Origin of the sequence: Sunxiuqinia rutila, assembly GCF_050589705.1 — a bacterium.
Classification (GTDB): Bacteria; Bacteroidota; Bacteroidia; order Bacteroidales; family Prolixibacteraceae; genus Sunxiuqinia; species Sunxiuqinia rutila.
On record NZ_JBNGOT010000019.1, the window covers coordinates 23303 to 49713 of the forward strand.

A 26411-nucleotide genomic window follows, 5' to 3' on the forward strand; every position below is an offset into this window, starting at 1 on the left:
AGAAAAAACAAGGCAACAAATGGCATATCTAAACAATGTGATGATCATTCGGCACGAGCTGATAGCCAGACTGGTCAGACTATTTCAGGAAGGTAACCTAAGCACCCAAATTGACAGCTTGCCCGTTGAGCTGTATCCCAAAAACCGAGAAGCCCGTGGCCGTTGCTGCATTTACAAGGAACGAGCCATTACCCGTTACAAAATGCTTCCGCTACTGGGGTTTGAAGTTCCTGAGGCCGATATCGAACTGGTGCCCTTGCACAGCTATGCGGAAAAGGCCCTTCAACGCGACAGTTTATCCAACGCTATTTTAACCGTTGTTGACGAAGCCTGTACCTCTTGCGTGCAAGCCAACTATGTGGTGACCAACCTGTGTCGTGGCTGTGTTGCCAGCCCGTGCGTGATGAACTGCCCGAAAAATGCCATCCGCTTTACCCCTTCAGGGCAAACTGAGATTAAGGCGGAAGACTGCATTAACTGTGGATTATGCCAAAAGGCCTGTCCCTACCACGCCATTGTTTACATTCCCATTCCATGCGAGGAAGCCTGCCCCGTGGGCGCCATCAGCAAGAACGAGCAAGGAATTGAAAAGATCGATGAAGATAAATGCATCTACTGTGGGAAATGCATCACGGCCTGTCCTTTTGGAGCCATTTTCGAATTGTCGGCCATGGTAGATGTTCTCAAAAATATTGAACAAAAAAAGCAAGTCATTGCCATGATTGCCCCGGCCATTTTAGCCCAATACCAGGAAGCTCCCGGGAAAGTGCTGGCCGCCATCAAGGAAATTGGTTTTGCCGAAGTGGTTGAAGTCGCTCGTGGAGCTGAAAAAACAGCCCGCCACGAAGCCGAAGAACTGAAGGAAAAACTGGAGCAGAATGCACCGTTTATGACCACTTCCTGCTGCCCTTCGTATGTTGAAGCTGTACGCAAGCATGCCCCCGGGCTACAGCCCAATGTATCGCACACCCCATCGCCAATGGCCTACACCGCCGAAGAACTGCGCGAAAAATATCCCGATGCAGAACTTGTCTTTGTTGGGCCCTGTGTGGCCAAACGAAAAGAAGCTCGTGATTTGGGCTCAGTCGATTTTGTTTTGAGCTTTGAGGAACTGGATGCCATCATGGAAGGAATGGGCATTGAGCCTGAAAAAATGGAGGCTGTCCCTCTGGAGAAATATACCGTTGAGTCGCGCGGGTTTGCCCGAAGTGGAGGTGTGCTGAATGCTGTATTGGCGGAGAAAAAAGCAGAAAATTTCACATTTGAGCAAATTGATGGCATTGACAAGGCTGCTATGCGTCAAATCAAAATGCTGGAAAAAGGAAAAAACTCGGCCCAGTTTTACGAAGTGATGGCTTGCGAAGGAGGCTGTATCAGCGGCCCCGGAGCCAATGTTAAATCGGCCAAAGCCAAAAAGAATTTCATTCAGGGAATCCGGGCCTTATCGTAGGCGCGGAGCCTCTTCGGATACAAAACACCCACAAAAAATAGAGCAAGGAGCTAACAGTCCGCTTGCTCTATTTTTTGCGAATCAGCATCAGCCCATCGCGAAAAGGCAGGATGGTTTGACTTACCCGAGGATCATCTTTAATTTTTTGGTTGAAGGCTAAAATTCCCAGCGTTTGCTCATCCTTTTCATCTACCGCTTCAACCACTTTGCCGCTCCACAAAATGTTATCAGCAATCAAAATTCCGCCTGAGGGCACCCGGTCAATCACCAGGTCAAAATAACTGCCATATTCCCGCTTATCACCGTCAATAAAGACCAGCTCAAACTGCTCGTCCAGCTGTGGAATTATTGCACAGGCATCGCCAATATGCTGACAAACCTGATCCTGAATACCCGCTTTTTCAAAATAGGTCCGAGCCATTGTTTCAAGCTCATCATTTATCTCAATGGTGTGCAACAGGCCACCTTCGGCCAAGCCCTTTGCCAGACAAATAGCCGAATACCCGGTATAGGTGCCAATTTCAAGAATCCGATTGGGCAGAACCATCTGACTGATCATCGTTAAAATGGTTCCTTGGGCATGCCCCGAAAGCATACGCGGGCGAAGCACCTTCAAAAAAGTTTCGCGTTCCAACTCCTGTAGTACCGCATCTTCCTCATCAATATGCTCCAGGATATATTTCTCCAGTTCGTTTGTTTGTTCCATTATTCGTACGTTAAAATGCTCAATTGCCGCTCATCAAAAATCTCATTGGCAATTTCCATCAGCTGGCTGCTGGTAATTGCTTCAATTTTTTGGTAAATCCGGGGCAAACTATCGACCTTATTGTAAAGCAAAAAACTTTTGCCCAACGTAAGCATCAGGTCGTCACGATTTTCACTCGACAAAGCAATCTGACCAATCAACTGTTTTTTGGCCTTGCTTAGTTGCAAAATGCCCAGCGGCTTGTTTTTAAGCAGACGAAACTCTTTATTCACCAAGTTCAGGGCCCGATCCAGGTTGTCGTGTTCAGTTCCGAAATAAACATTAAACTGACCGGTGTCGGAATAAGCAGTATAGCCCGACTCCACATTATAAGCCATCCCGTTGCGTTCTCGCAAAGCCAGGTTCAAGCGGGAGTTCATGGACTGTCCTCCCAAAATATTGTTGAGCAGCACCATGCCCATGCGCTTTTTGTCCTGCGCACTGTAAGCAAGATTTCCAATTACACAGTGTGTTTGAAAAGTATCGCGCTTAACATGTCGTGTACCTGGCGTATAATGCTTAAAAGGCAGGCGATTGGTTGTTCGCAGCCGCGTTGGAATTGGGGCAAAATACTTTTCGGCCAGGCTTAATATTTTGGCAAACGAAATGTTTCCCACTGAGCTAAGCACCATCTGGTCTGTATGGTAGTTATTCTGCAAAAACCGAAAAATATCATCCCGTGTAAAGGATCGAACATGTTCCGGAGTACCTAGAATGTTGCGTGCGATGGGATGCCCATCAAACATCAGCTCATCAAAATCATCAAAGATCAATTCCGAAGGGCTGTCTTTATACGAATTGATCTCTTCCAGAACCACTTCCTTTTCCCGCTCCAACTCTTTTACCGGGAAAGTACTGTTAATCAATATATCACTAATCAACTCCATGTTCCGGTCATAATAGGCATTCAGAAAAGAGGCATAAACAGCCGTTTCTTCTTTGGAAGTGTAAGCATTAATCTCGCCACCTACATCTTCAATTCGGCTGATAATATGATAGGCCTTGCGTTTTTTGGTTCCTTTGAAGATAACATGCTCAATAAAGTGAGCAATTCCTTGTTCTTCTGGAGATTCATCTCTTGATCCGGTGTTTATAATAATTCCGAAATGGGCTGCCGGCGACTCCACTTGCTGGTGAATTAACCGGATACCATTGCTTAATATATGTGTATTGATTTTCACGTTCTCTTAAATTGGACTGCAAAAGTAGAAAACGTTAATGATATTTCAACTTATAAATCCATGGAAAAGAAAAGGTTCTGCAAAAAGCCGGAATTTTTTATTCACAGACCCCTAAAAAATGTTTTGAAGTTAAATATTTCAGCGTATATTTGCCATCGCTAAAGACAACGGTGCCATAGCTCAGTTGGTAGAGCAACGGACTGAAAATCCGTGTGTCCCTGGTTCGATTCCAGGTGGCACCACCAAAATAGCAACAAAAACCTTTGAGTTCTGACTCAAAGGTTTTTTGTTTTTAAGCCCACTGCCAAGATCGCCCGAAAAGCGGAGCTCCAAATAAGAAATCTCCATTTTAAAATTGATCCGGAAAAAGCTGTCAAGCAGTAACCATCAGGGCTGCCGGCAATTAACCATTGCCTCCAACTAATCTTCGCAGACTATTTACAGGAAGTCGTAAAAAATGTTTTGTAGTTAAATATTTTGCACTATATTTGCCACCGCAAAATCAACGGTGCCATAGCTCAGTTGGTAGAGCAACGGACTGAAAATCCGTGTGTCCCTGGTTCGATTCCAGGTGGCACCACCAAGATTGCAGCAAAGCCTTTGAGTTCCGACTCAAAGGCTTTTTGTTTTTAAGCCCACCTCTTCTTAAAATTCAGAATATTTCCTGAAGATTTTGGATTTTACCAACAACTCCTTCATCCCAACCAACACCTTTGCATTTCAATTCCGCGAAAAAGACAACGGCTTGTCGTCGACAAACAGCCCAATGCTTAAACAAAGGATTTGCAAGCCTTTTCCAGGCCTTCAGCAACCAATCCGACACCCATGTCCTGATTTCAAATCAAAGCCCGAGGAGTAGCCCTTTTGCCCCCAGCAAGCCATCGCCATTGCCTCAGCAGGGAAACAACAAACAGAAGTCATCCACGCCAAATTGAATTCAGCGCAAAAGACCATACATTAAAAAAAGCAGGATTGAATTTTTACTGATCCGAACGAATCATTCTGAAAATAAAAAAGCACCTCATTTTCATGAAGTGCTTTTCTGATGAGCGAGAAACGAGACTCGAACTCGCGACCCCGACCTTGGCAAGGTCGTGCTCTACCAACTGAGCTATTCTCGCAACAATACTTACAAAGTACTAAGTGTACCCGAAGCGGGACTTGAACCCGCACGACCGCAATGGTCATTGGATTTTAAGTCCAACGTGTCTACCAATTCCACCATCCGGGCATCCTTTAAAAGTCAATTTAAGATTTCTCCAAACTTACTTTTAAGAATGGAGCGGGAGACGGGATTCGAACCCGCGACCCCGACCTTGGCAAGGTCGTGCTCTACCAACTGAGCTACTCTCGCATCTATTTTTAAAGAACGTCTGCTCTCGTGCTCTTGAAAACAGCGATGCAAATATATTGCTAATTTTTCTTTCTCCAAAAATAATATTTAAAAAATCAGAGAAATTCTACATCTCTTGCACGCTCCTACTTCAATCCGGAGATCTTTTTAATCCCATTCAATTTATTAAGTGCCTCAATAGGAGTAAGATTGTTAATATCCAGATTTTTTATCTCATCCCGAATTTGTTTTAACACCGGATCATCAAGCTGAAAAAAGCTCATTTGGAAGCCTTCGCGGTGTTCTGCCATGCCATTCAGAGGTTTAGCCAATCCATCCTTACGATTGGCCGCTTCCAGCTGCCCCAGGATCTCATTGGCCCGATTGACAACTGAAGGTGGCATACCAGCCATTTTGGCCACATGAATACCAAAACTGTGGTTACTTCCACCGCGCACCAGCTTCCGCAAAAAGATCACTTTATTGCCTACTTCCTTTATGGTTACATTGTAGTTTTTCACCCGACCAAACGACTTTTCCATCTCGTTCAATTCATGATAGTGCGTCGCAAAAAGGGTTTTGGCCTTGGTTTTCGAATGCTCATGAATGTATTCAACAATCGACCAGGCGATGGATATTCCGTCGTAAGTCGATGTCCCCCGTCCCAGTTCATCCAGCAAAATCAGGCTTCGATCGGATAAATTATTCAAGATGCTGGCGGCTTCATTCATCTCAACCATAAAAGTAGATTCGCCTAAGGAGATATTATCCGAAGCACCTACCCTGGTAAAGATTTTATCCACATAGCCAATTTTAGCTGCCTTGGCAGGCACAAACGAACCAATCTGAGCCATCAACACAATTAGTGCGGTTTGGCGCAACAAAGCCGATTTACCAGCCATATTGGGTCCGGTAATGATAATGACCTGCTGTTCTTCCTGATCCAGCATCACATCGTTGCTAATGTAGGATTCACCAATTGGAAGTTGTTGTTCGATGACCGGATGCCGCCCCTCCTTAATCTCAATTTTTACCGAGTCATTCACTTCCGGCCGATTGTAGTCCGACTCCTTCGCCGAACTTGCAAAAGACAACAGGCAATCCAGACGAGCGATTACCCCGGCATTCAGCTGAATCGCCTGAATGTATTCAGCCAGAGCCACAACCAACTCATTGTACAAGCGGGCTTCAAGTGCCAGTATTTTTTCTTCGGCTCCCAGAATTTTACTTTCGTATTCCTTCAGCTCCTCAGTAATGTACCGCTCGGCACTCACCAAAGTTTGCTTGCGAATCCACTCTTCCGGTACTTTATCTTTATGCGTATTGCGTACTTCAATGTAATAGCCAAACACATTGTTGAACGCTATTTTAAGTGAAGGGATGCCTGTGCGTTTCGATTCACGTTCCTGCATTTGAGCCAGGTAATCTTTCCCCGAAAAGGCCAGCTTACGCAATTCATCCAACTCTTCCGAAACCCCTTCCTGAATCACGCTTCCACGATGCAGCTGCACCGGCGGATCAGCGGTTATTTCTCGTTCCATCCGCTCCCGAATCGTTTGACACGGATTCAACTGCTCAGCCATTCGTTTCAACACATTCTGATCGGCTTGTCCCAACATGTCCTTGATTGGATCGATGGCGCGCAAGGCAGCTCGCAACTGCACCACTTCTCGCGGATTGATGCGTCCAACAGCTACCTTGGATATGATCCGTTCCAAGTCACCAATCTGACGAATTTGCTCGGAAATCGCTTCCTGCTGTGGTTCATGCTTTAGGAAGTATTCCACCACCGACAACCGGTCATTGATGGCGGAAATCTCTTTCAATGGCAGGGCGATCCACCGCTTCAGCATGCGCGACCCCATGGGCGAAATTGTTTTATCAAGCACCTGGGCCAAGGTTTTGGCTCCTTCATTAATCACCCCAAAAAGTTCCAGGTTACGAATGGTAAAGCGATCCAGCCAAACATATTTATCTTCCTCAATACGCGAAAGCGAACTGATATGCTGCAACTGGGTGTGTTGTGTTAAATCCAGGTAGTGTAAAATGGCCCCGGAAGCCATCACCCCATAATGCAGGTCCTGCACTCCAAAGCCTTTCAATGATTTGGTTTCGAAATGTCTTAACAGTCGATCGGTGGCAGCATCTTCCGTGTACACCCAATCATCCAAGGTGTAGGTGTAGAATTTTCCACCAAACAAAGCAATGAAATCATTGCCTTTCCCCCGCTGAAACAACACTTCTTTGGGTTTGAATGAATTCAGCAACTTATCGATGTATTCAAAGCTTCCTTCAGCCGTCAGGAATTCTCCGGTTGAAATATCCAGGAAAGCCACCCCTGCCATCTTCTTGTCAAAATGAACCGAAGCCAGAAAGTTATTCTCCCGATGTTCCAGAATGTTATCATTGATAGAAACTCCGGGCGTTACCAGCTCGGTAATTCCGCGTTTCACAATTTTCTTGGTCATCTTCGGATCTTCCAACTGCTCGCAAATTGCCACGCGCTGTCCGGCACGCACCAGTTTGGGCAGGTAAGTATCCAAGGCATGATGCGGGAACCCGGCCAGCTCAACAAAATTGGCAGCACCGTTGGCTCGTTTGGTCAGGGTAATCCCTAAAATTTCAGCAGCCTTAATGGCATCCTCTCCAAAGGTTTCATAAAAATCCCCCACACGGAACAACAAAATGGCATCCGGGTGTTTGTCTTTGATGCTGTAATACTGCTTCATCAAAGGGGTCTCAACGTATCTTTTTGATTTTGTCAAAGCGAATTCGGGTTTTAAAATTGAATGAATAGCAAAGATAAAAGATGCATGTACAACAAGGAAGGTCTGCGCTGATTTGTTCAGCGAAACTTTTCAACAACCATCAACAGTCCTCCCAAAGTTGATCAGCAAACCTCCCGGCTGGCTTTCAGGGCAAGAAAACTGTGCAACAAAGCCCGGCAAAGCATCATTGCCGTTAGCAGGTAAAAGCTGAACGGGAAAGCCTGGGGGGTCAAAAGGTTAAACAGAAAAAACACCAACAACCAAACCGATAAGGCTTTCCAGTACCAGGCTAAAGCCGGACGCCATTTACGGACCATCCACAGAAAAGGAAACACCAGGTTGGTTGGAACTGCCCACCACAAATTGTAGTTGGGGTGCATTGCCGGATGCTCCGAGTAAGTCACAAACCAAAGCAAAACCAGTCCAATCAATCCGGTCACAAACAACAAAACATAGTCAATCCAAAGGCTGGCCTTTCGCTGCTTATACTGCTTATAACTAACCAGCACCAGCACAACCAACAAAATGCCCAACACCAGCGAAGGATCCAACAATTGAAACCCAGATTTTTGCGTTTTCTCCGGCTCATAGATCATTCGGGTTTCTTTCACCAAGGAACGACTCTCCCCTTCTGCCTGAATTTGCGCTTCTGCAAAATGGCTCATCAAAAAATCAGGCAAAAACATTTCCTGATAGGCTGTTGCGATCTCGTCCGATGGACTCCCCAAGGTCAGATGAATGCCAAAATTTATCCATGGCAAAACACGCTGATAAGCATCAACATGCTCTCTAAAAGTCATGCCCAAACCTGTTTCTTCTGAAAAAGTCAATTTCCCGTCAACATGTTTCTCAACCACATCACGCACGCGCGTAGCACAGTTGTCCATGAAGAAATTGTATCGGTATTCCCGGTTTTCGGGTTTGGCGTTCCAAATTAAATAGCCGAGCAGCTGTTGTTTTTCCGATTGAGTCAGGTTCAATATCTGTTCGTCAATCCGGCGCTGGCTACGTCGGTAGCTCTCCAGAAAATTCTCATACTTTTCAGCCGCCAGTAAATAATCCGTCTGCCCCTTGGCAAAACGGTAAACAAAATTTGGCTCACTAAAACTAAATACCCCGTAGTTAAACACAACATCCACCCTACGTGCCGGATCGTGCACCCGGATAGCGCTGTGTCCGTAAAGGGCATGAACCTGCTTGCTGGGTCCACAGGTAAGCAGGCTCACTTCTGCTTTATCACTTAAATTAAAAGCCTGGCTGCCCCAGGAAAAGCAAAGCAAAAAGCTAATGGTAAAAGCAAGAAATATCTTATTCACAACTTTTTTTATTCAAAAAAAACAAAAAAGCAGGTCTAAACCTGCTTAATCCTGAAAATCTTTTCCAAAAGTTATTGCTGCCCTCTTTAACTGCACTTATCCGATGCGCCGAAATCAATGCCACCCACCAATAATTGCTCCCATAATCAGATAAGAAACAAGGTCATATCCGGCATGAATCAAAAACAAACCCGGCTTTCCCTGCTCAAAAAGGATGTTGTTCAGCCGCGACGTGCTGATCCAAAAAACAGCAATGACAAAACCGGCAAAAAGCCCCATTCCCAGATCAGCCGACGATCCTAAAAACAAAGCCAGGGCAAATGCCGCCAGCAAGGAAGCAATAAATGAACTCCCAAATATAACCGGCATAGGGAGTCCTTCCTTGAGTTTTTCTTCAGTAAAGCCATTAAGTTCCATCCACTTGTTGCCGAACAAAACAGGCGAATACCATAAACTTCCAACCACAAAGGTGCTTAGCGAAGCCACTAAAACAGCCCAATAATTCAAATTTGAAATCACATGTGCCAAGTCCATAATTTTCAGTTTAGTTTCACAATTTGTAAGCTTAATACAAATTACAAAATCAGTAGGACAAGTCCTTATTTAGATTGAATTAAAATAGTATTTGCGCATAATTTTAGATATTTTTGTCTGAAATTATTAAATACGAAGCATATGGGATGTAGTGGATGTAATATGAATACTCAAGGTGACCGCCCCGAAATGCTAGGCACCTACAATTGGCTGAACGATTTACCAGATACAACACATTTATCAAATATTGTTGAAGTGCGCTTCAAAGGAACCCGCAAAGAGTTCTTTAAAAACGAAGATGCACTTTCATTAAAAGTAGGTGACTTAGTGGTCGTAGCCACCAATCCGGGACACGATGTCGGAACCGTTTCGCTAACAGGAACTCTTGCCGACAAACAGTTTAAACGAAAAATAAGAAAACCGGAACGTTACCAATGGAATAAAATTTACCGCAAAGCCACCACCACTGATAAGGAAAAGGCTGAAGCGGCCCGCAACCGTGAATATGCCGTTATGGTGCGTTCGCGCCAGCTAGCTAATGAGTTAGAGCTGGACATGAAAATCGGAGATGTTGAATTCCGTGGAGACAATGCCAAGGCGATATTTTATTACATTGCTGAAGGTCGAGTCGATTTTCGGGAACTCATTCGCCGTTATGCGCGCGAATTTCGGGTCAAGGTTGAAATGAAGCAAATAGGTGCACGGCAGGAAGCCGGACGTATAGGCGGCATTGGCTCTTGCGGTCGCGAGCTTTGTTGCTCAACCTGGCGAACTGATTTTGACAGCGTTACCTCCGATGCGGCCCATCAGCAAGGTTTGTCGCCCAACGCTGAGAAAATGGCCGGCAAATGTGGGAAGCTGAAGTGCTGCCTGATGTACGAGCTGGATACCTACCTGGAAGCGCAGGATGATTTCCCCAATGAACTGCTGGCATTGGAAACATCCAAAGGATTGGCCCGTCATTTTAAAACAGAGATTCTGAATAAGAAAATCTGGTATACGTTGGAAGAAGCCTACGGCAACAAACCCCTGGTTTTGGACTTGGATGATGTCAAGAAAATCATTCAGCTTAACAAACGCGGCCGAAAACCACCCATTGAGCAATACCTTAGCCCGGAGGCCAAATTAGAAAATGAAATGAGCGTAGGCTCTGTGAATACCGATTTACTGGAGAAACCCAAAAAGAAGAAAAATCGTAAGCGAAAGTTTTCAAAACGGCCCAACACGAACCGACAGAAAAAAGTAAATACCAATTCATAAACACAAAGCCTTGAGGTTAAAACACCTTGAGGCTTTTTAGTTTTGCAGGTAAAGTCACGCCATCGGGAACAAAAGCAAGCAGGTAGCCACCGCCCCCGGAACCCAATAACTTTATCGGAATATCCCGGCTTGTCAATTCCTGAAAAACCGACTTAAACGCTTCCGGAATCATTGGCTGAAGATTTTCACGTTGAAAAGCCGAAATTGATTTCAACGCTTGAAAAAGCCTGGTGGTATCGCCATTCAAAAAAGCATGAATAGCCTGCGAATTCGACGGCAGAAAAAGCTCATCAAACTTGGCCTTGAACTCCTGTGCTTCCATGTTTTTCACAAACCAGCTTACCAAAGGGGCCGTTGGGCTTTTCTCCTGGGTATTCAGCAGCACTACCGAGTACCCCGGCGTTTGAATTTCAGGTGAAGGCAGGCGAATCTCGTCACCCACCAATAAAACCGGCCGGTTAACATACGATACCAAGGGATCAAAACCCGAACTTTTACCATGAAAGAAAGACTCCATCACTGAAAAATCGTGCTTTAGGCTGCTCAACAACCAGGACTTTTCTTTGAGCTCTTTCAAATCCAACTGATTACTTCCATAGTGTTGATAGAGTGCCGCACACAGTGCTCCGGAGCTGCCTACGCCGTACTGCAAAGGAATATCAGAATCAAAGTGAAGTCCTCGCTTTAAATCCCGGCGAATTTCATCGAGTCCGATGGGAAAGTTCATTTGTTCGTTTAATCCTTCTTGCTCAAAGAACGTGACAAAATGCTCCAAATCCCGCTGACTCTGCTTTACCTCGGCCACTTTCTTTTGACTCGCAAAGGCAAGCTCTCCGGTAAAATGGGGAAACGGAACAGCCAGCGCTTCAGCTCCAAACATCAACCCATATTCCCCAAACAACAATAATTTGGCATTAAATTTCTTCATCTGCTAATTTCATAGGGCCGCCGCCGATATTATCATCCAGCCATTGACCATTCTCTATTAAAGCCAACAACTCTGACTTGATAAACGCATGCACCTGCTGCTTGTCTTTTTCAAAATAAATCAAATGAATATTTGGCCCCGCATCAATTGTAAAACCAAGAGCCAAACCGCTTTTTTGGCGGTATTCGCGTATTTTCTGAATGAGCAACAGGCTGTTGGGCTGCAATAGAATAAAAGAAGGGTCGGAAGTCATCATCATAGCGTGCAGACTCAGTGCTTCCTTTTCAACCAACTCAAAAAAACGCTCATGGTTGCCCACTTTCATCACCTGCACCAACTCGGTTAAGTGACTATTGGCCTGCACAATGCGCACGTCCTTAAACTCATGCTGATTCATCAACTGATGTCCAGCCGAACTGGAAACTTTCTTCTGCGCAGAATCAACCAGCAAAACCGCATCCCGCAAGGACTGATAGTCCGGGTGAAATTTCTCGGTTACCGGAATGGCATTGCAGTCGGTTGAATTCAGAAAGCCGTTCATCCGGCCCCACAAGGCAAAAGAGGGAAACACGGACCGGCAGGCACTACCACTTCCCAGACGTGCCCAGCGTGATGCCTTTTGAAAAAATTGCTGTTCGGTAAACTGCTTGTTTGTCACCTGTTCTTTCAAATCGACCAAACAAAGCGCCAGCGCTCCAAAAGCCGATGCCGAAGAGGCAATTCCGGCAGAATGCGGAAACGTATTACTGCTTTCTATGTAGAAGGAGTAGTCGTTCAGCCAATCATGCTCCAGCGACATGCTGGCCAGGTATTTTTCAATGCGGTCGGCAAAAACCGATGGTTGGCCTTCAAACAAAAACTCAACCTTTCGCCGCGAAGAAGGCTCGATGCGCACCCGTGTTTGGGTCCGGGCTTTCTTCAAGCTGAAACTCAAGGACGGATTCATCGGTAACTGTCCCTCCTTTTTGCCCCAGTACTTTACCAATGCTATATTTGACGGACATTCCCATGCTGCCCGGTAAATTTCTTTTTTCACCATAATAAATCAACGATTATTCAAAACCAATTCATTCCAAGGGAAGACCACACTTAGGCCTTTTTCTTTGAAGTATTGCAATACACAACGGTCGTCCATTGGGGTAGCCACCAGGTAAAAATCACCACCCCATGCTCCCAGCGATTTTATATCACCCTGAAAATCGCTAAAATAACTTGACTTAACCGTTGGAATCTTCAGCACACCGGAAACCAACTGTTCATGACGTCGGATCAATTCCTGAAACTCCTTCAGGCTTTGTACACTGGCAAGTTGTTCCGAAAGGAGATTAACCTCTTCAAGTTGTTTGTGAGAAATACTCCCTTCACTCAGGAACCGCCGCACCTCATTTCGTGTACTTTTCTTCAATCCGGAGTAAACAAAATAGAGCTTATCTAAAAACGGATAATCCAAAGTAACCGGCTCAGGCTTTTCATTCTTCACATAAAAGATCGGGCCTGCAGCCGAAGCACAAGCAATATCAAAACCCGAACCGTTAAATATTTTTTCGTTGAGCTGGTAAGGATCAACACCGGCCCAGGAAGCCAGGTTGGCAATCAAGGTGCTGCTGCTGCCCAAGCCCCATTGGTTGTGAAAATCAATTTTAGTCTGAATATCCAATCCACCATTCAGCTGAAACCGGGGATTCATTTCCAAAATCGCTTTTAACGCATCCTTTAAAATTAACGCTTTCCCCGCATCCGAACTATGAATGATTTTCAGGTCGGGCAAGCTAAAATCGCAGGAAAACCACAAGCCCTCCTGCATAAAGGCTTTCCAGCTTACCACTCCTTGCTTTTTGCCCTCGGTTACCTCCATGTGCTGCCCGTACTTTAAAGGCAAGGCAATGGCTTTTGCTCCCTGCAACACAAAGTATTCGGCCGTTAGCAGCAGTTTCCCGTGAGCATGATATGTTTTTTGACTATTTGGCATGTTCTTTTAAATAATTCTGCACTTCGGAAAATGAAACTTCCCGGTGTTGAAAGTAAAGCATCGCAGCCTGCTTTTGTTCATCCGAAACCTGCAAACTATTCAAAATATTACTCAAGTGCATTTTCATATGCCCTTTCTGAATGCCGGTAGTTACCAAGGCACGCACGGCCGACCAGTTGGACGCCAGCCCGGCAACAGCCAGATAGCCCATCAATTGACGCGCAGAGGGCTGCCCTATAATTTGCATGGCCAGCTTTGCCAAAGGATGCAAGCTGGTTACACCACCTACGACGCCAACAGCAAGCGGCATCTCCAGGCTAAACCAAAAATTTCCATTGGTTATTCCGGCATTGCTCAGCCCCCGGTATTGTCCGGAACTGGCGGCAAAAGCATGACCTCCAGCCTCAATGGCACGAAAATCATTCCCGGTTGCGATGGCTAAGGCATCAATCCCGTTAAATATTCCTTTGTTGTGAGTTACGGCACGCGAAACATCATGCCGCGAAATGTGAACGGCCTGCACAAATTTCATCGCCAAAGCGTGCGCCTGATCGGCATCGCTGTCCAAGTCCTCAACCGGACATTCAACCCAAACTTTAACCCGGTTGTTGGGCACATAGTTTGACAAAATGGCCATGATCACCTCCACTTCCTTTTCGTCATCCCGGAAATCACCATTGGCCTTGGCCCAGTTTTTCAGTGTTTTGCCCATTTGCTCCAAACACGAATTGATGAAATTGGCTCCCATGGCATTACAGGTTTCAAAAGCAACATCCAGCTGGTAGTAATTGGGCCTAACTTCAGGCAAGTGCTTCAACCGGATGTTTGTTATTCCGCCACCCCGCTTTTCCATGTTTTGCGTCAGTGGAGCCACATCCCGTTCCAGCTCCTCTTTCAATTCCGAAAAGGATTCGCTTAGCTTTTCAGGCTTCCCGTTCCAACTAAAATGCACCTGCCCCTTTTTTTCCGTTCCAATAATTTCGGTATGGAAACCACCCCGCTTGGCCCAGTAGCCGGCCGCTTTTGCCAAGGCAGCCACAACCGAGCTTTCCTCGGTAACCAACGGGAAAGTCAATACCTTGTTATCAACCCTGAAATTGGGAGCAACTGAAAAAGGCAAATGAAAGTTGGATAACTGATTTTCACTTAAATCGGCAATCAGCTGTTGAATGGCTTGCTCCGAAAGCTGGAAACGATTAAGCTGCTCAAGCGTTTCCTTGTCCAGTTTCAATTGTTCAATCAGCCATTCAATTTTCTGTAAACGATCCAGTTTTGAAAATCCACTTATGATTTTAGGTTCCGTCATATTCCGGATTTAACTTCAAGTATTGCTGAGCCAAACGAAAGGCCTTGAGCTGGTTTTTCAGGTACGTTTGAAGCTCCCTATAATCACCGGTAGCATGTTTCAGCACAGCAGAAGCCATCCCGTATACGGCAGGCAACTGACTCAATGAAGTCAGATGATAGCCATCCAGGTAGCTCTTCACCCCACCCGAAATGATTAGCTGCCGGCAACGGGGCTCACCCATTTGCTGCAACAAACGATTAACCGTTTTCACCATCTGATAAGCAGTTTGCCCCACAAAGGCAAAAGGCTGGTACATTTCCTGAGTCGCTGGATCTTCCCGCATCAACTCGAGGTTCGAAAAATTAGTACCGCCATAGGCTGCAAACTCAATGGCCGCCAAGGGCAGTTCCAACAAACGCTTCAAACTATCTTCGCCCATCCCCTGCCCTACTTCTTTCACAATTAAGGGGATATGAATCCGCTCCATCAAATGGGTAATGGTTTCCAATGGCGGACGCTCAATATGGTCACCTTCAGGCTGAAACCATTCCTGCAACGGATTGACATGAACAATCAATCCATCGGCACGAAGCCCGCCAACCAAGTCAATAATGGCTTTTTCGTTTTTCTCTTGTAGTAATTTTTCAATTTGAGCAATTCCCAAGTTAGCCCACAAAGGCTGATCCGGGCCAATGGTATCACGCATGTCAAAATCGGCCCAATGGGTTTTGTCAAACAATATTTTCCGACACGATCCCAACCCCATTCCAAATCCAAACTCACGGCAAGCCTGCGCAATATTTTTATTGATTTTTTCAGCCACACCGGTCCCTCCGGTCATGCTTGAAACCCAGAATGGCGCCCGAATCATTTTCCCCAGAAACAGGAACGAGTTCTCCTCATCGTTAGGATGAGCAGCCAGCATGGGTTCATAAATAAAGCGTTGATCCTGCTCGGCAAAACCGGTTTGCGAATCAAACGCGAGTTGAATGTGGTCTAGTTTACGATCTTTAGTCATGTTATTCCTTTAAAACCGAACGCGAGATAACCATCCGCAAAACTTCAGATGTGCCTTCTCCAATGGAAAGCAATCGCTGATCGCGGAAAAAACGTTCGATTGGGTATTCATCATTTCGAAACAAGCCGGCACCTCCAAAAATTTGCAAGGCATCACTGGCGACATCGCTGGCAACCTCTGAACAGTACAATTTAGCCATGGCCGCCTGTGTACCAAAAGGCTGTCCGTTATCTTTTAACCAGCAGGCATTGTATAAAGTGTTCCGGGCATTTTCAATTTTCATGGCCATGTCGGCCAATTTAAAAGAAATTACCTGAAAATTTGCCAAGGCCTGACCAAATTGTTTCCGTTTTTTTGCAAAACTCACCGCCATTTCAAAAGCTCCCTGGGCCAGTCCAAGTCCCATCGCCGCTATCGAAAGCCGGCCCGAGTCAATTGTTTTCAGCATAATTTTAATCCCCTCTCCGCGCTCACCCAACTGATCTTCAGCAGGGATAAAACAATCCTTCAGGTAAACCATTCCATTATCTGCAGCGCGCCACAATAGCTTATTTTTCATGAATTCGCGGGTATAGCCGGCCGTTCCTTTCGAAACCATAAAAGCTGTAAATTCTTTCCGCCCATCGGGGCGCAAGCCGGTTTGAGCCACAAAGCTGATCCCTGCCGACATGTCGGAAGCACCATTGGTAATGTACTTTTTGTGTCCGTTTACCAACCATCCGCCATCTTGTTTTTCGGCAATGGTTTCAACCCCTTGGGCATCTGATCCGGCATTTTCTTCGGTCAACCCAAAGGCCCACAGATTTTCAGCCGTACACAAAGCAGGCAGGTATTTGGCTTTCTGTTCTTCGGTACCAAATTCCATAATCGGCCCCACGCCTAATGAATTGTGTGCAGCTAAAGTAGCTGCCACCGAACTATCCACGCGGGCTAATTCCTCAACAGCAATTATGTAAGACAAATAATCACTGTTTTGTCCCCCATATTCTTTCGGGGCATGCATTCCAAAAATCTTCAGACTCTTCAGAGAACGAATCAGCTCCATTGGAAACTGTTCGTTGGCTTCAAACTCACCAATCACAGGCTTCACGTATTTTTCTGCAAAGTCTCTGACTTTGGCCCTGATTGCATGATGAGTTTCATTTAAAAATGCGCTCATATCTATGTTTTAATTTCTTTACGACTCCAGATCTACCAATAATTCTTTGTCCTGAACCAAATGTCCCTTGGTTACATGGATATGTTTCACCACGGCATCAGCCGGGCTTTGTATTGTAAATTCCGACTTCATGGATTCGATGATCAACAAATTCTGTCCTTTCCGAAGCACATCTCCCGGCTTCACCAAAACATCGATCACCTTTCCAAATAAACCAGCTACGACTTGATTTGTCTTTACCTGTGTGGTTTTTCCAGCATCCTTATTTAAGCGAACGTGGTTCAAAACCTGATTACTCCACAATCTAAGCTGTCTGCCCTCCCACTGAAGGCAAGTTTGCTCTTTTTCTTCGGAAATAAAGATAACAATATCTTTTTCATTTAACTGAAATTCAAGCTTTGCTCCGGTAAATTGGCCAATTTTTAATGCATAGCTTGCCCCTTTCCAGTCCACCAAAATCATATCACCCTTTGGGTGAACCTGAACTTCATGCCACTCTCCTTCCAATGCGATGTTAAAAACAGAATGCATTCGCCAGTATCCCTGCGCATTCCAAGGATTGGATGCATGCGATGAGCGATAAAAGTGATGCAACAGGTAGCCTGCCAATACCTCAAGAGCCGATTCTCCCAACTGCTTGTTCTGAATGCGCTGAATGCTTTCCGGCAAGCGCTCCTCAGCCCAGCGGGTACAAATTTTATTCTGCCTGAAGTCATCCTGACACAAGAGCTCCAACAAAAACTCCTGGTTGGTTTTTATTCCCTGGATGAACAGGTTCTTCACAGCTTGCTGCATATCCGATAAGGCCTGCTCACGCGTTTCGGCTCCTACGATCAATTTGCCAATAAGGGAGTCGTAGCTGGACGACAAAGGCATTCCGGATTGAAGAAAGCTATCCCAACGGCATAATTCAGGCACAACCAGTTCACCAACAGTCCCGGAAGCAGGCCTGAAGTCACAAAGTGGATCTTCAGCACAAATTCGTAATTCAACTGCATGTCCTTTGGCTGTCAGGTTTTGCTGCGATAAGCTGAACTCCTGCCCCGAAGCAATTTTGAATTGCCATTCCACCAGGTCAACTCCAGTGATATACTCGGTTACCGGATGCTCCACTTGCAGGCGGGTATTCATTTCCAAAAAATAAAAATTCTCCTGCTCATCCACCAAAAACTCAATGGTTCCTGCTCCTCTGTATTTTGTAGCCCGCGCAATACGAAGCGCCGACTGGTATAGTTTCTCTTTGGTTGTTTGCGAAAGTGCTTGTGCCGGCGCCTCTTCTATCAGTTTTTGATACCGACGCTGAATGCTGCATTCACGTTCAAAAAGGTGCACGGCATGGCCCTGACCGTCGCCAAGGATCTGCACTTCAATATGACGGGCCTTGGGAAGAAACTTTTCTACAAACAAGCCATCATTGCCGAAATACTGCAAGGCCTGACGTTGAGCTTGTTCCAGTGCCAAAGGCAACTGTTCCGGTTGGTAAACGATCTCCATGCCTTTTCCGCCGCCACCACCTGACGCCTTTACCAGCAAGGGAAATTCCAACTCACTTGAGCAACCAAGAATATCACTGACACTGCCAGTCTTTCCCGGAATAACCGGAATCCTCAGTTCTTTCACAAAAGCAATGGCCTGCGTCTTCTCGCCCATTAATCCAATTTGCTCAGGCGTGGCTCCTATAAAAATCAGCTCTGCCTGTTCAACCTTCGCTGCAAACTCAGCATTCTCTGACAGGAAACCATAGCCCGGGTGGATGGCCTGAGCTCCGGCATTTTGGGCCGCTTCAATAATTTTTTCCTTATTCAGGTAAGTCTCCCTCAACTGCACTCCTTCCAGCAAAACAGCTTCGTCTGCCAAACTAACATGTAATGAAGCCGCATCATCCGCGGCATAAACTGCAACAGTCCGGATTCCCAAGTTCTTTGCCGTTTGAATAATCCGCACAGCTATTTCGCCCCGGTTCGCAATTAATATTTTCTGAAAGAGCTTCATTAATTTTCAACCACATTTAGTTTTTTCCAGTCCGGTTTTCGTTTTTCCAAAAAAGCCCTTAGGCCTTCCTGCCCCTCGTCCGAGTGAATCAGCTCTGCGAGGACCGCCGCCGTATATTCACTGTTTTCAATGGTTAACTCGCCTGAACCTTCCTTCAGCAGCAATTGCTTGCATGCGCGCAAAGCATTGGGCGATGAGTTTTTCAAACCATCAATCAATTCATTAACCACCTGCTCCAGCTGACCATCTTCGGCCAGGAAGTCAACCAGTCCAACCCCATGCGCATGAGGTGCTCCAAACCGATCGCCGGAATACATGAGCTTTTTCAAATTCTGGGTTGACATCCGCTTCGATAAGAACGGTGTAATGATAGCCGGAACAATCCCCAGTTTAATCTCTCCAAAAGCAAAAGCTGTAGAATGCTCAGCCACTGCAAAGTCGCAGGCAGCAACAATACCATTGGCACCGCCCAGCACATGCCGGTGAACTGCCGTAATGGTAATCTTCGGGAACTGATAAATCACCTTCATCAGTTCAGCCATCCGCAGGTACTCCTGCCAGTTGTCGGACTTGGCCTTGTTGACCGCCTCGGCAAACCAATTGATATCAGCTCCGGCGCAAAAAGATTTTCCAGCTCCGGAAATCACCAAAAATTGCACCTTGTCATCTGCAGCTACTTTGGCCAGCGCTTCATGCATTTCCTCAATCATTCTCGGATTCAATGCATTGTGAACCTTCTTCCTGTTTAATAGCAAGTTTGCGCGGCGGCCTGTTATTTCTAGTTGTATATTTTTCCAATTCTTCATAACCTTCTCTTTTTACATTCTGAAAACACCATAACGGGCTTCCTGAACTGGTTGATTAAGCGTTACCGTAAAAGCCAAAGCTAAAATATCGCGGGTTTCCACCGGATCAATAATGCCATCATCCCACAAACGGGAAGAACTATAATAAGCTGTACTTTCTTCTTCAAACTGAGTAACCAAATTCGCATTGCGTCCATTCTGTCCAATGGTTTGCAAAACCCCTGAAGCCTGCTCCCCGCCCATCACGGCAATGCGTGCATGAGGCCACATAAACAAAAAGTCAGGTTCGTAAGCCCGACCGGCCATCGCATAATTCCCCGCCCCAAAGGATCCGCCAATTACTAAGGTAATTTTCGGTACAACCGAATTGGCCACGGCATGGATCAACTTGGCGCCATCACGCGCAATCCCCTCATGCTCATACTTTTTACCAACCACAAAACCGGTGATATTTTGCAGAAACAACATGGGAATCTGACGTTGATTGCATAACTGGATGAAGTGAGCTCCTTTTCGGGCACTCTCTGCCGTCAGAAAACTCCGGTTTCCGATAATTCCAATCGGAATTCCCTTCAACCGGGCAAAGCCAGTCACCAAAGTCTTTCCGTAATTCTCCTTAAACTCCTGAAAATCGCTGGAATCAACCAAACGGTCAATAATTGCCCGCACATCGATGGGCTTTTTCAAGTCAGTTGAGAGGTATGAATAAAGCTCTTCAGCTTCGTGATTGGGCTTTTCTGTCGGACAAAGCTGAACTGCGCGTTTCTGAACGTTTGGAAAAGTCGCCACAATTTTTCGGCAAATTTCAATGGCTTCCACATCATCTTTAGCCAAGTGGTCGGCCACTCCGGATACTGACGTATGCACTTCGCCACCTCCCAATTCTTCGGCAGTGACCACCTCTCCGGTAGCCGCTTTTACCAAAGGTGGCCCACCAATAAAAATGGTTCCCTGCCCTTCTACAATAATGGTTTCATCGCACATGGCCGGCACGTACGCGCCACCCGCGGTACAAGATCCCATCACTACGGCAACCTGAGGAATTCCGGCTGCTGACAGTTTCGACTGGTTGAAAAAAACCCGTCCAAAATCGAAGCGATCCGGAAATACCTGGGCTTGTTCCGGCAGGTAAATTCCGCCCGAATCAACTAAATAAATACAAGGCAGGTGATTTTTCAAAGCGATCTCCTGAGCCCGAATATGTTTCTTAATAGTCTCCCGAATGTAAGTTCCACCCTTCACGGTAGCATCGTTAGCCACCAAAAGACACTCACGCCCTTGCACCAGTCCTATGCCGGTCACAATTCCTGCGGAGGGGAAAGCGTTATCGTATTGATCAAAAGCTGCAAAACTTGAAAGTTCCAGGAACGGGATTTGCGGATCGATCAAAAGATCAATTCGTTCACGGGCCAGCAACTTTCCTCTTCCGCGATGTTTTTCAACGGCTTTCGGGCTTCCGTGCGAAGAAACGAACTTCAATCGCTCTCGAAAATCAGCCATCACCTTCTGAAAATCAACAACATCGCCATCACCTTGCGCTGATCTGTACTGAATGCTATTTTGTTGAGCTTTATCCATGTGGTCGTTAAACAAATTACAAATGGAAAATCTCTTACTATGACAAAAAACGCGGCTATAAGTTCACAGAACAGGCCTGATTTTTCTTATCGGCTATTATTTCATTTCAAGCAGAGGATCAAATGCACCATTGATTTTGCTGCACCTGACCCCGGAATTAGATGAAACATGCCACTTTGAATCAATAAGAATAAGGGAATTCCAATTCTCTGAAAAAGATTAATAAAACGAAGTATTTTCTCCTAATCCTCAACCAACTGGCCCAAAAGCTCAAGATTATCGCCTTCACCTTCCAAGCGTTCTATCCGTACTTTTTGAAAGGTATTTTTCTGACAGTTTTTGGCTTTAAACCGAACAGGGACATAATGTTCGCCATAGCCGGAAGCAAAGCCCTTTGAGTCAATTTTCTCAACCAAAACAGTTTGCACACGACCAATAAACCGCTTTAAGTAAGCTTCACGCATCTGTTCCGAAGCTTCACGAAGTTCAGCAGAGCGAGCCGTTTTGACGGGTTCCGACACCTGATCTTCCATCCGCTCGGCCCGTGTTCCTTTCCGAACTGAATACTTAAACGCGTGCACATGGCTAAATTGAAATCGCCGGATGGCTTCGATACTTTCCTGAAAATCCACTTCCGTTTCCCCCGGAAATCCAACAATCAGATCGGTGGTGAAATTAAAGTCGGGCCATTGTGAGCGGAAACGGTCGACAATTTCAGCAAAACGGCTGTAAGCATACATCCGGCGCATACGAAGCAGCACTTTATCCGAGCCACTTTGCAAACACAAATGCAGATGCGGAGCCAACTTCGGATGTTTAAACAAATCATAAAATCGGTTGCCAAAACCATCGGGTTCCAAGGATGAAATACGAACCCGAAAATCGCCGGGTACATCCAGAATCGCTTCCAGCACATCTTCAAAGCGCTTGTCTTCCCACTCATACCTACCAATATTTACGCCGGTTATCACCAGCTCCTTAAACCCATTGGCCAGGGTATTTTTTACATTCTCAACAATCTCCGGCAACGGACGGCTCACCGCGCGTCCACGCACTTTGGGAATGATGCAAAAAGTACAAAAATTATCGCATCCGTCCTGAATTTTGATGGAACTGCGGGTATGCAAACTTTTATCAACCGTGCTGAATTGAAAGACATCACCTTCAAGATTGGAAGGGTGCAAAATTTCGCCCTGAAAATGCGCATCCACTAACTGCCGGATGCTGGCTTTGCGCTCGTTGTCGACCACATAGGTGATTTTATCCTGCCCTTCCAGCTTCTCTTTGTAGTTATTGGCCATACACCCCGTAACCACCACCAAAGAGCCTTGATTGTTACGAGCAGCCTGGCTAATAATATTTCGTGACTTTTGATCACTTTGATTGGTAACCGTGCAGGTGTTGACCACCACCACATCGGCCGCATCTTTAAAATCAACAACTTCGTAACCTGCCTGATCAAAATCGGAAACCAAGGCATCGGTTTCGTATTGATTTAAGCGACAGCCCAATGTTTTAAAGGCCACCTTTTTTTTAATTGTACTCATGACTCCAGCTTTTCTTCCTGTAACACCAACTCCCCACTCAGCGAAAAATCTGCTGCAGACGTAATACGAACGTCCACAATTTGCCCCTTCAGTTCGGGCACTTTCCGATCGAGTCGTACATTTAACTTTCCTTCAGTCAGCCCTGTGCTGAAGCCAGTTTTCCGGTCAGTTCCATTCACCAGCAAGCGGATCGTTTTTCCAACCAGCTGCTCATTGTAGTGACGGGTATGAATTTTCATGACTTCGGACAAACGATGAAAGCGATCTTTTTTCACGTCCTGCGACACCTCATCTTCCCAACGATAGCTGGCTGCCCCCGGGCGTGGCGAGTACATCGCAATATAAGCCATGTTGAACTGAAATTCATTCATGGCCGAAACGGTATTTTGAAATTCGGCTTCCCCTTCACCCGTAAAACCCACAATAATATCAGTAAACAAGGTAGCCTGCGGAATAAGCTCCCGAATATCGGTTACAATCCTACGGTACTTATCCATCGAGTGACGCCGATTCATTTTAATCAGCACTTTCTCATCGCCACTTTGCATGGGCAGGTGAATTTGCTTGGCTAAACAAGAATATTGAGCAATCACTTCAATTACATCGCGTCCCATATCCTGCGGATGAGGTGACGTAAAATAAACCCAGAACTCTTCGCCCGAGGTGTTTCCATATTCGCCAATCTGCTTGAGCAACTCCGCAAATGTGATTTCTTCGCCATTTTTGTCCAGCCCATAAGAGTTCACATTTTGCCCCAGCAAGGTGATGGATTTATACCCTTGGCTCACCAAATGTTGAACTTCGTGCAAAATATCTTCGGAAGGACGGGACACTTCGCGACCACGCGTGTAAGGTACCGCACAGAAGGTGCAAAATTTATCGCAACCATTCTGAATTGGCACGAAAGCTTCGTAAGTCGATTCGTACTTGGGCTTAATGTGCCATAAATCCACGATATGCTCGTTTTTAGGCATCACCGGCTTGGGCACCTGTAAAGAGGCGGCATTCACCACCCCATAGTTCCGAATCATATCGGGCAACTGGCCCAGCTCACTCATTGGAAAAATGAGATCGAAAAGTTTCAGAAACTTTTCCTTATCAGCCGGCAAAATACACCCCGAAATGAAGGTTATCAGGTTGCGTTTGTTTTTCGCCCGGTTCCACTGGGCTATTTTATTGTACACCTTATCAATTGGCTTTTGCCGCACTGAACAAGCCAGCATTCCAAGCAAAGTTGCCTCTTCCTCCTTCTCCGTCCGCTCGTACCCCATCTGTTCCAACACAGCGCTTACACGCTCACTGTCCGACAGGTTCATTTGGCAGCCCAATGTAATTAAGTGGTATTTCATCAATTCAATTTCAAGTTCCGAATCTGTAAAAGCCGTGCGCTACTTGACACTTCTGGCTTTTCGGTTTCGCTTTTTTCTGACTAAAAATAAACTTCGCAGTGAATCTGATCGCGATCAAACCCTTTGTTCTTCAACAACTCCAGCGCATCAAAAATCATGTTACTGTTTCCACACAAGTAGAACTGGGTGTTCTTGTCGAAGGTGGCTTTTTTCAGGTATTTGGTCAACCGACCATTTACCTGACCGGTTTTATCGCCGGTGGTACATAAAACGTGACGCTCCGGCGCATACTCTTCCTTATCGTAGGCTTCATGTCCGTAACGCACACCATGTATAAGCTGGTAATCCAGTTCGGGGTACGTGCGCACCATGCTGCGGAAAGGAGCAATTCCGGTTCCGCTGGCAATAAACACAAATTTATGATCTTTGATTTTCTTCTCGTCAATCCGGAATTTTCCGAACGGACCATTTACCTCAACCCAATCTCCGGGCTTAAGGTGACTCAGCTTGGGTGAAAAATAACCTTCTTTCACTTCTTTCACCAAAACCTCTAAATGTTCATCATTTTCTCCACTGTAAATGGAGTACTCGCGACTCTGGTAATCCCCTTGAATCCCGAGCGAAATATGCTGGCCTGCATGAAACCGAAAGCGGCTTTTAGGCAGACGCAGGGAGAAAGTTTCATCCGTTAGTCTTCTGACTTCTTTCACCTTGTAAAAACTTTCATCTACTTTAATAGCTTGCATAACTTCTATTGACATAGCATCTTATTTTGGGCTGCAAAGATAATCATTTTGCACAAAAAGACCTTTTAGTCTGCGATTATCTTTCCCCGCCGATTATAATTTTAACTTAACCGATAAAATCATAGTTTGTTTTGACCAATTGTCATATTTTAGGGAAAAATCAACCAACCATGAAAACACTAATCATTTACATGTCAACTCATGGATGCACCAAACATGTTGTAGAAGAACTGGCGCAAGCACTCCATGGCGATGCTACTATCCATAACCTCAAAGCAAAAAAGCAACCCGACTTGCAAAGCTATGAGCGGGTGATTATTGGCGGCTCCATCCATGCCGGGCAGATTCAGCGGAAAATTCGCGAGTATTGTGAGCAAAACCAGGAACAACTGGAAGACAAACAACTGGGCCTGTTTATTTGCTGTATGCACGAAGGCGAACAGGCATTTCAGCAACTGGAAAATGCGTTTCCCGAAAAACTACACCAGTATGCCAAAACGGAGGCCATCCTTGGGGGCGAGTTCAATTTTGAAAAAATGCACTTCCTTGAAAAACTTGTAGTGCGGAAGATTGCCAAAGTGGATCAGACAGTCCGCAAAATCAACCATGAAGCAATTCAGAATTTTGCCAACAAAATGGACAAAACCTTTTCGCCTTTCCTGATGCTGATTTAAACCAAGTTATAAATTCAGGTAGAAGTCGCGCGTTAATTCACGGTACGACTCGGAAAAAAGTCCAGTTCCCTTGTCCCGAATAAAAAGAACGGCTTCCTGCAAAGGGCAAGCCTCTTTAGCCAGTTCTGCCAGCAAGCGGTGTGCCTTTTTCGACTCATCCGGCGCCACACGAACCAGTCTTGCAACATGCAGACTGAGTGCTTTTGCCAGCTCCAGCAAGCGAAGCTCTTGTTCGGCCGGAATAATCAGGCTGATTTTCCCCTTATTGGCAAGTAATACTGAAGCCCTTTCCAACAACTCCCTCAAGTTCAGCTTCCCTGCGTGACGTGCCTGTGCCCGCAAGGGATTTGATGACGGCTGCCCATTTTCAAAAAAAGGAGGGTTTGAAATGATATGGTCATAACATACTCCCGGCTGAAAATCCTGAAAAGCGCCAGCCACAACCCGAAAACGAGAAGCCCAATTTGAATTCTGAAAATTAGACCGTGCTTCTTCGGCTGCATCCAAGTCCAGCTCAACAGCATCAATCAAAGCTGCTGAACGCTGAGCAGCCATTAGCGCCAACAAGCCCGTTCCGGTGCCGACATCCAGCACCCGACAAGCAGCCTGAAGATCGGCCCAGGCTCCGAGCAATACGCCATCAATCCCCACTTTCATGGCCGTTCGGGCTTGTTCTACCCGAAACTCCTTAAACTGAAAAAAATTATTGCGCCCCATAGCTAAATCCGCTTCAATCGTTCACCACAAAAATAGAAGAATTAATAGTCTCC

General features: G+C 45.8%; 21 protein-coding genes and 5 tRNA genes. 5 read left to right on the plus strand and 21 right to left on the minus strand.

Translation table 11 applies throughout. The features are described from left to right. The first annotated feature begins 19 nt into the window (after nt 1-19). Entirely contained in the window at nt 20-1450 is a 1431-nt protein-coding gene (locus tag ACRD6K_RS18080) for a monomeric [FeFe] hydrogenase (protein ID WP_430974407.1), read from the plus strand. A 67-nt stretch (nt 1451-1517) separates the two neighbouring features. On the opposite strand, the gene ACRD6K_RS18085 is transcribed toward ACRD6K_RS18080, so the two are convergent. Both ACRD6K_RS18085 and ACRD6K_RS18090 read right to left on the minus strand, forming a co-directional pair. Then, nucleotides 1518-2156: an O-methyltransferase gene (locus ACRD6K_RS18085; protein ID WP_430974408.1), complete on the minus strand. Its 639-nt coding sequence runs from the start codon at nt 2154-2156 to the stop codon at nt 1518-1520. Next, complete coding sequence (locus ACRD6K_RS18090; protein ID WP_430974409.1) at nt 2156-3376, minus strand: M16 family metallopeptidase; 1221 nt, start codon at nt 3374-3376, stop codon at nt 2156-2158. The genes ACRD6K_RS18085 and ACRD6K_RS18090 overlap by 1 nt, the downstream gene beginning before the upstream one ends. A gap of 169 nt (nt 3377-3545) precedes the next feature. Between ACRD6K_RS18090 and ACRD6K_RS18095 the strand changes: the two genes are divergently transcribed. Both ACRD6K_RS18095 and ACRD6K_RS18100 read left to right on the plus strand, forming a co-directional pair. Further along, a tRNA-Phe gene (locus ACRD6K_RS18095) sits at nt 3546-3621 on the plus strand. A gap of 262 nt (nt 3622-3883) precedes the next feature. Beyond that, a tRNA-Phe gene (locus ACRD6K_RS18100) sits at nt 3884-3959 on the plus strand. A gap of 465 nt (nt 3960-4424) precedes the next feature. Here the strand turns inward: ACRD6K_RS18100 and ACRD6K_RS18105 are convergent. The 6 genes from ACRD6K_RS18105 to ACRD6K_RS18130 all read right to left on the minus strand — a co-directional run bounded on the left by ACRD6K_RS18105 (nt 4425) and on the right by ACRD6K_RS18130 (nt 9327). Further along, nucleotides 4425-4497: transfer RNA gene (locus ACRD6K_RS18105), tRNA-Gly, on the minus strand. Nucleotides 4498-4522: 25 nt separating this feature from the next. After that, nucleotides 4523-4607, minus strand: a tRNA-Leu gene (locus ACRD6K_RS18110). A gap of 47 nt (nt 4608-4654) precedes the next feature. After that, nucleotides 4655-4730 (minus strand) — tRNA-Gly (locus tag ACRD6K_RS18115). A 125-nt stretch (nt 4731-4855) separates the two neighbouring features. After that, nucleotides 4856-7438, minus strand: a complete 2583-nt coding sequence (gene mutS / locus ACRD6K_RS18120; protein ID WP_430974410.1) for a DNA mismatch repair protein MutS — start codon at nt 7436-7438, stop codon at nt 4856-4858. Nucleotides 7439-7599: 161 nt separating this feature from the next. Continuing rightward, the gene (locus ACRD6K_RS18125) at nt 7600-8793 is read right to left on the minus strand and encodes an Lnb N-terminal periplasmic domain-containing protein (protein WP_430974411.1); all 1194 of its coding nucleotides are present in this window, start codon (nt 8791-8793) and stop codon (nt 7600-7602) included. Nucleotides 8794-8907: 114 nt separating this feature from the next. Then, nucleotides 8908-9327: a DUF1761 domain-containing protein gene (locus tag ACRD6K_RS18130; protein WP_299581187.1), complete on the minus strand. Its 420-nt coding sequence runs from the start codon at nt 9325-9327 to the stop codon at nt 8908-8910. A gap of 141 nt (nt 9328-9468) precedes the next feature. Here ACRD6K_RS18130 and ACRD6K_RS18135 point away from each other — a divergent pair, with 141 nt between their 5' ends. Then, nucleotides 9469-10587 carry a PSP1 domain-containing protein gene (locus ACRD6K_RS18135; protein WP_430974412.1) on the plus strand — a complete coding sequence of 373 codons (1119 nt, stop codon included), beginning with the start codon at nt 9469-9471 and terminating at the stop codon, nt 10585-10587. A gap of 16 nt (nt 10588-10603) precedes the next feature. On the opposite strand, the gene ACRD6K_RS18140 is transcribed toward ACRD6K_RS18135, so the two are convergent. The 12 genes from ACRD6K_RS18140 to ACRD6K_RS18195 all read right to left on the minus strand — a co-directional run bounded on the left by ACRD6K_RS18140 (nt 10604) and on the right by ACRD6K_RS18195 (nt 24982). Then, a complete protein-coding gene (locus tag ACRD6K_RS18140; protein WP_430974413.1) occupies nt 10604-11515 on the minus strand; it encodes a mevalonate kinase family protein in 912 nt (303 codons plus the stop codon). After that, nucleotides 11502-12554: a diphosphomevalonate decarboxylase gene (gene mvaD / locus ACRD6K_RS18145; protein ID WP_430974414.1), complete on the minus strand. Its 1053-nt coding sequence runs from the start codon at nt 12552-12554 to the stop codon at nt 11502-11504. The genes ACRD6K_RS18140 and mvaD overlap by 14 nt, the downstream gene beginning before the upstream one ends. Nucleotides 12555-12560: 6 nt before the next feature. Beyond that, nucleotides 12561-13484, minus strand: coding sequence for a GYDIA family GHMP kinase (locus ACRD6K_RS18150; RefSeq protein ID WP_430974416.1), 924 nt, complete (start codon nt 13482-13484; stop codon nt 12561-12563). Then, nucleotides 13474-14790, minus strand: coding sequence for a hydroxymethylglutaryl-CoA reductase (locus ACRD6K_RS18155; RefSeq protein WP_430974417.1), 1317 nt, complete (start codon nt 14788-14790; stop codon nt 13474-13476). The genes ACRD6K_RS18150 and ACRD6K_RS18155 overlap by 11 nt, the downstream gene beginning before the upstream one ends. Then, nucleotides 14777-15790, minus strand: coding sequence for a beta/alpha barrel domain-containing protein (locus ACRD6K_RS18160; protein ID WP_299581205.1), 1014 nt, complete (start codon nt 15788-15790; stop codon nt 14777-14779). Before ACRD6K_RS18160 ends, ACRD6K_RS18155 begins: the two co-directional genes overlap by 14 nt. A 1-nt stretch (nt 15791) precedes the next feature. Further along, on the minus strand, nt 15792-16949 hold the full coding sequence (locus ACRD6K_RS18165) for an acyl-CoA dehydrogenase family protein (protein ID WP_430974418.1): 1158 nt from the start codon (nt 16947-16949) through the stop codon (nt 15792-15794). Between the two features lie 18 nt (nt 16950-16967). Next, nucleotides 16968-18941: an acetyl/propionyl/methylcrotonyl-CoA carboxylase subunit alpha gene (locus ACRD6K_RS18170; protein ID WP_430974419.1), complete on the minus strand. Its 1974-nt coding sequence runs from the start codon at nt 18939-18941 to the stop codon at nt 16968-16970. Further along, nucleotides 18941-19747, minus strand: coding sequence for an enoyl-CoA hydratase-related protein (locus tag ACRD6K_RS18175; protein ID WP_430974420.1), 807 nt, complete (start codon nt 19745-19747; stop codon nt 18941-18943). Before ACRD6K_RS18175 ends, ACRD6K_RS18170 begins: the two co-directional genes overlap by 1 nt. Nucleotides 19748-19759: 12 nt before the next feature. Continuing rightward, nucleotides 19760-21325 carry a carboxyl transferase domain-containing protein gene (locus ACRD6K_RS18180; RefSeq protein WP_430974421.1) on the minus strand — a complete coding sequence of 522 codons (1566 nt, stop codon included), beginning with the start codon at nt 21323-21325 and terminating at the stop codon, nt 19760-19762. A gap of 242 nt (nt 21326-21567) precedes the next feature. Next, the gene (mtaB, locus tag ACRD6K_RS18185) at nt 21568-22872 is read right to left on the minus strand and encodes a tRNA (N(6)-L-threonylcarbamoyladenosine(37)-C(2))-methylthiotransferase MtaB (protein WP_299581220.1); all 1305 of its coding nucleotides are present in this window, start codon (nt 22870-22872) and stop codon (nt 21568-21570) included. Continuing rightward, nucleotides 22869-24221, minus strand: a complete 1353-nt coding sequence (gene miaB / locus ACRD6K_RS18190; protein WP_430974422.1) for a tRNA (N6-isopentenyl adenosine(37)-C2)-methylthiotransferase MiaB — start codon at nt 24219-24221, stop codon at nt 22869-22871. Before miaB ends, mtaB begins: the two co-directional genes overlap by 4 nt. 80 nt (nt 24222-24301) lie before the next feature. Continuing rightward, a complete protein-coding gene (locus ACRD6K_RS18195; RefSeq protein WP_299581241.1) occupies nt 24302-24982 on the minus strand; it encodes a ferredoxin--NADP reductase in 681 nt (226 codons plus the stop codon). Nucleotides 24983-25137: 155 nt separating this feature from the next. Between ACRD6K_RS18195 and ACRD6K_RS18200 the strand changes: the two genes are divergently transcribed. After that, nucleotides 25138-25641 (plus strand): flavodoxin domain-containing protein, encoded by a 504-nt coding sequence (locus ACRD6K_RS18200; RefSeq protein ID WP_299581243.1) that lies wholly within the window; start codon nt 25138-25140, stop codon nt 25639-25641. A 6-nt stretch (nt 25642-25647) separates the two neighbouring features. Here the strand turns inward: ACRD6K_RS18200 and ACRD6K_RS18205 are convergent, their stop codons facing one another. Beyond that, the gene (locus tag ACRD6K_RS18205; protein WP_430974424.1) at nt 25648-26358 is read right to left on the minus strand and encodes a tRNA1(Val) (adenine(37)-N6)-methyltransferase; all 711 of its coding nucleotides are present in this window, start codon (nt 26356-26358) and stop codon (nt 25648-25650) included. Nucleotides 26359-26411: the final 53 nt, after the last annotated feature.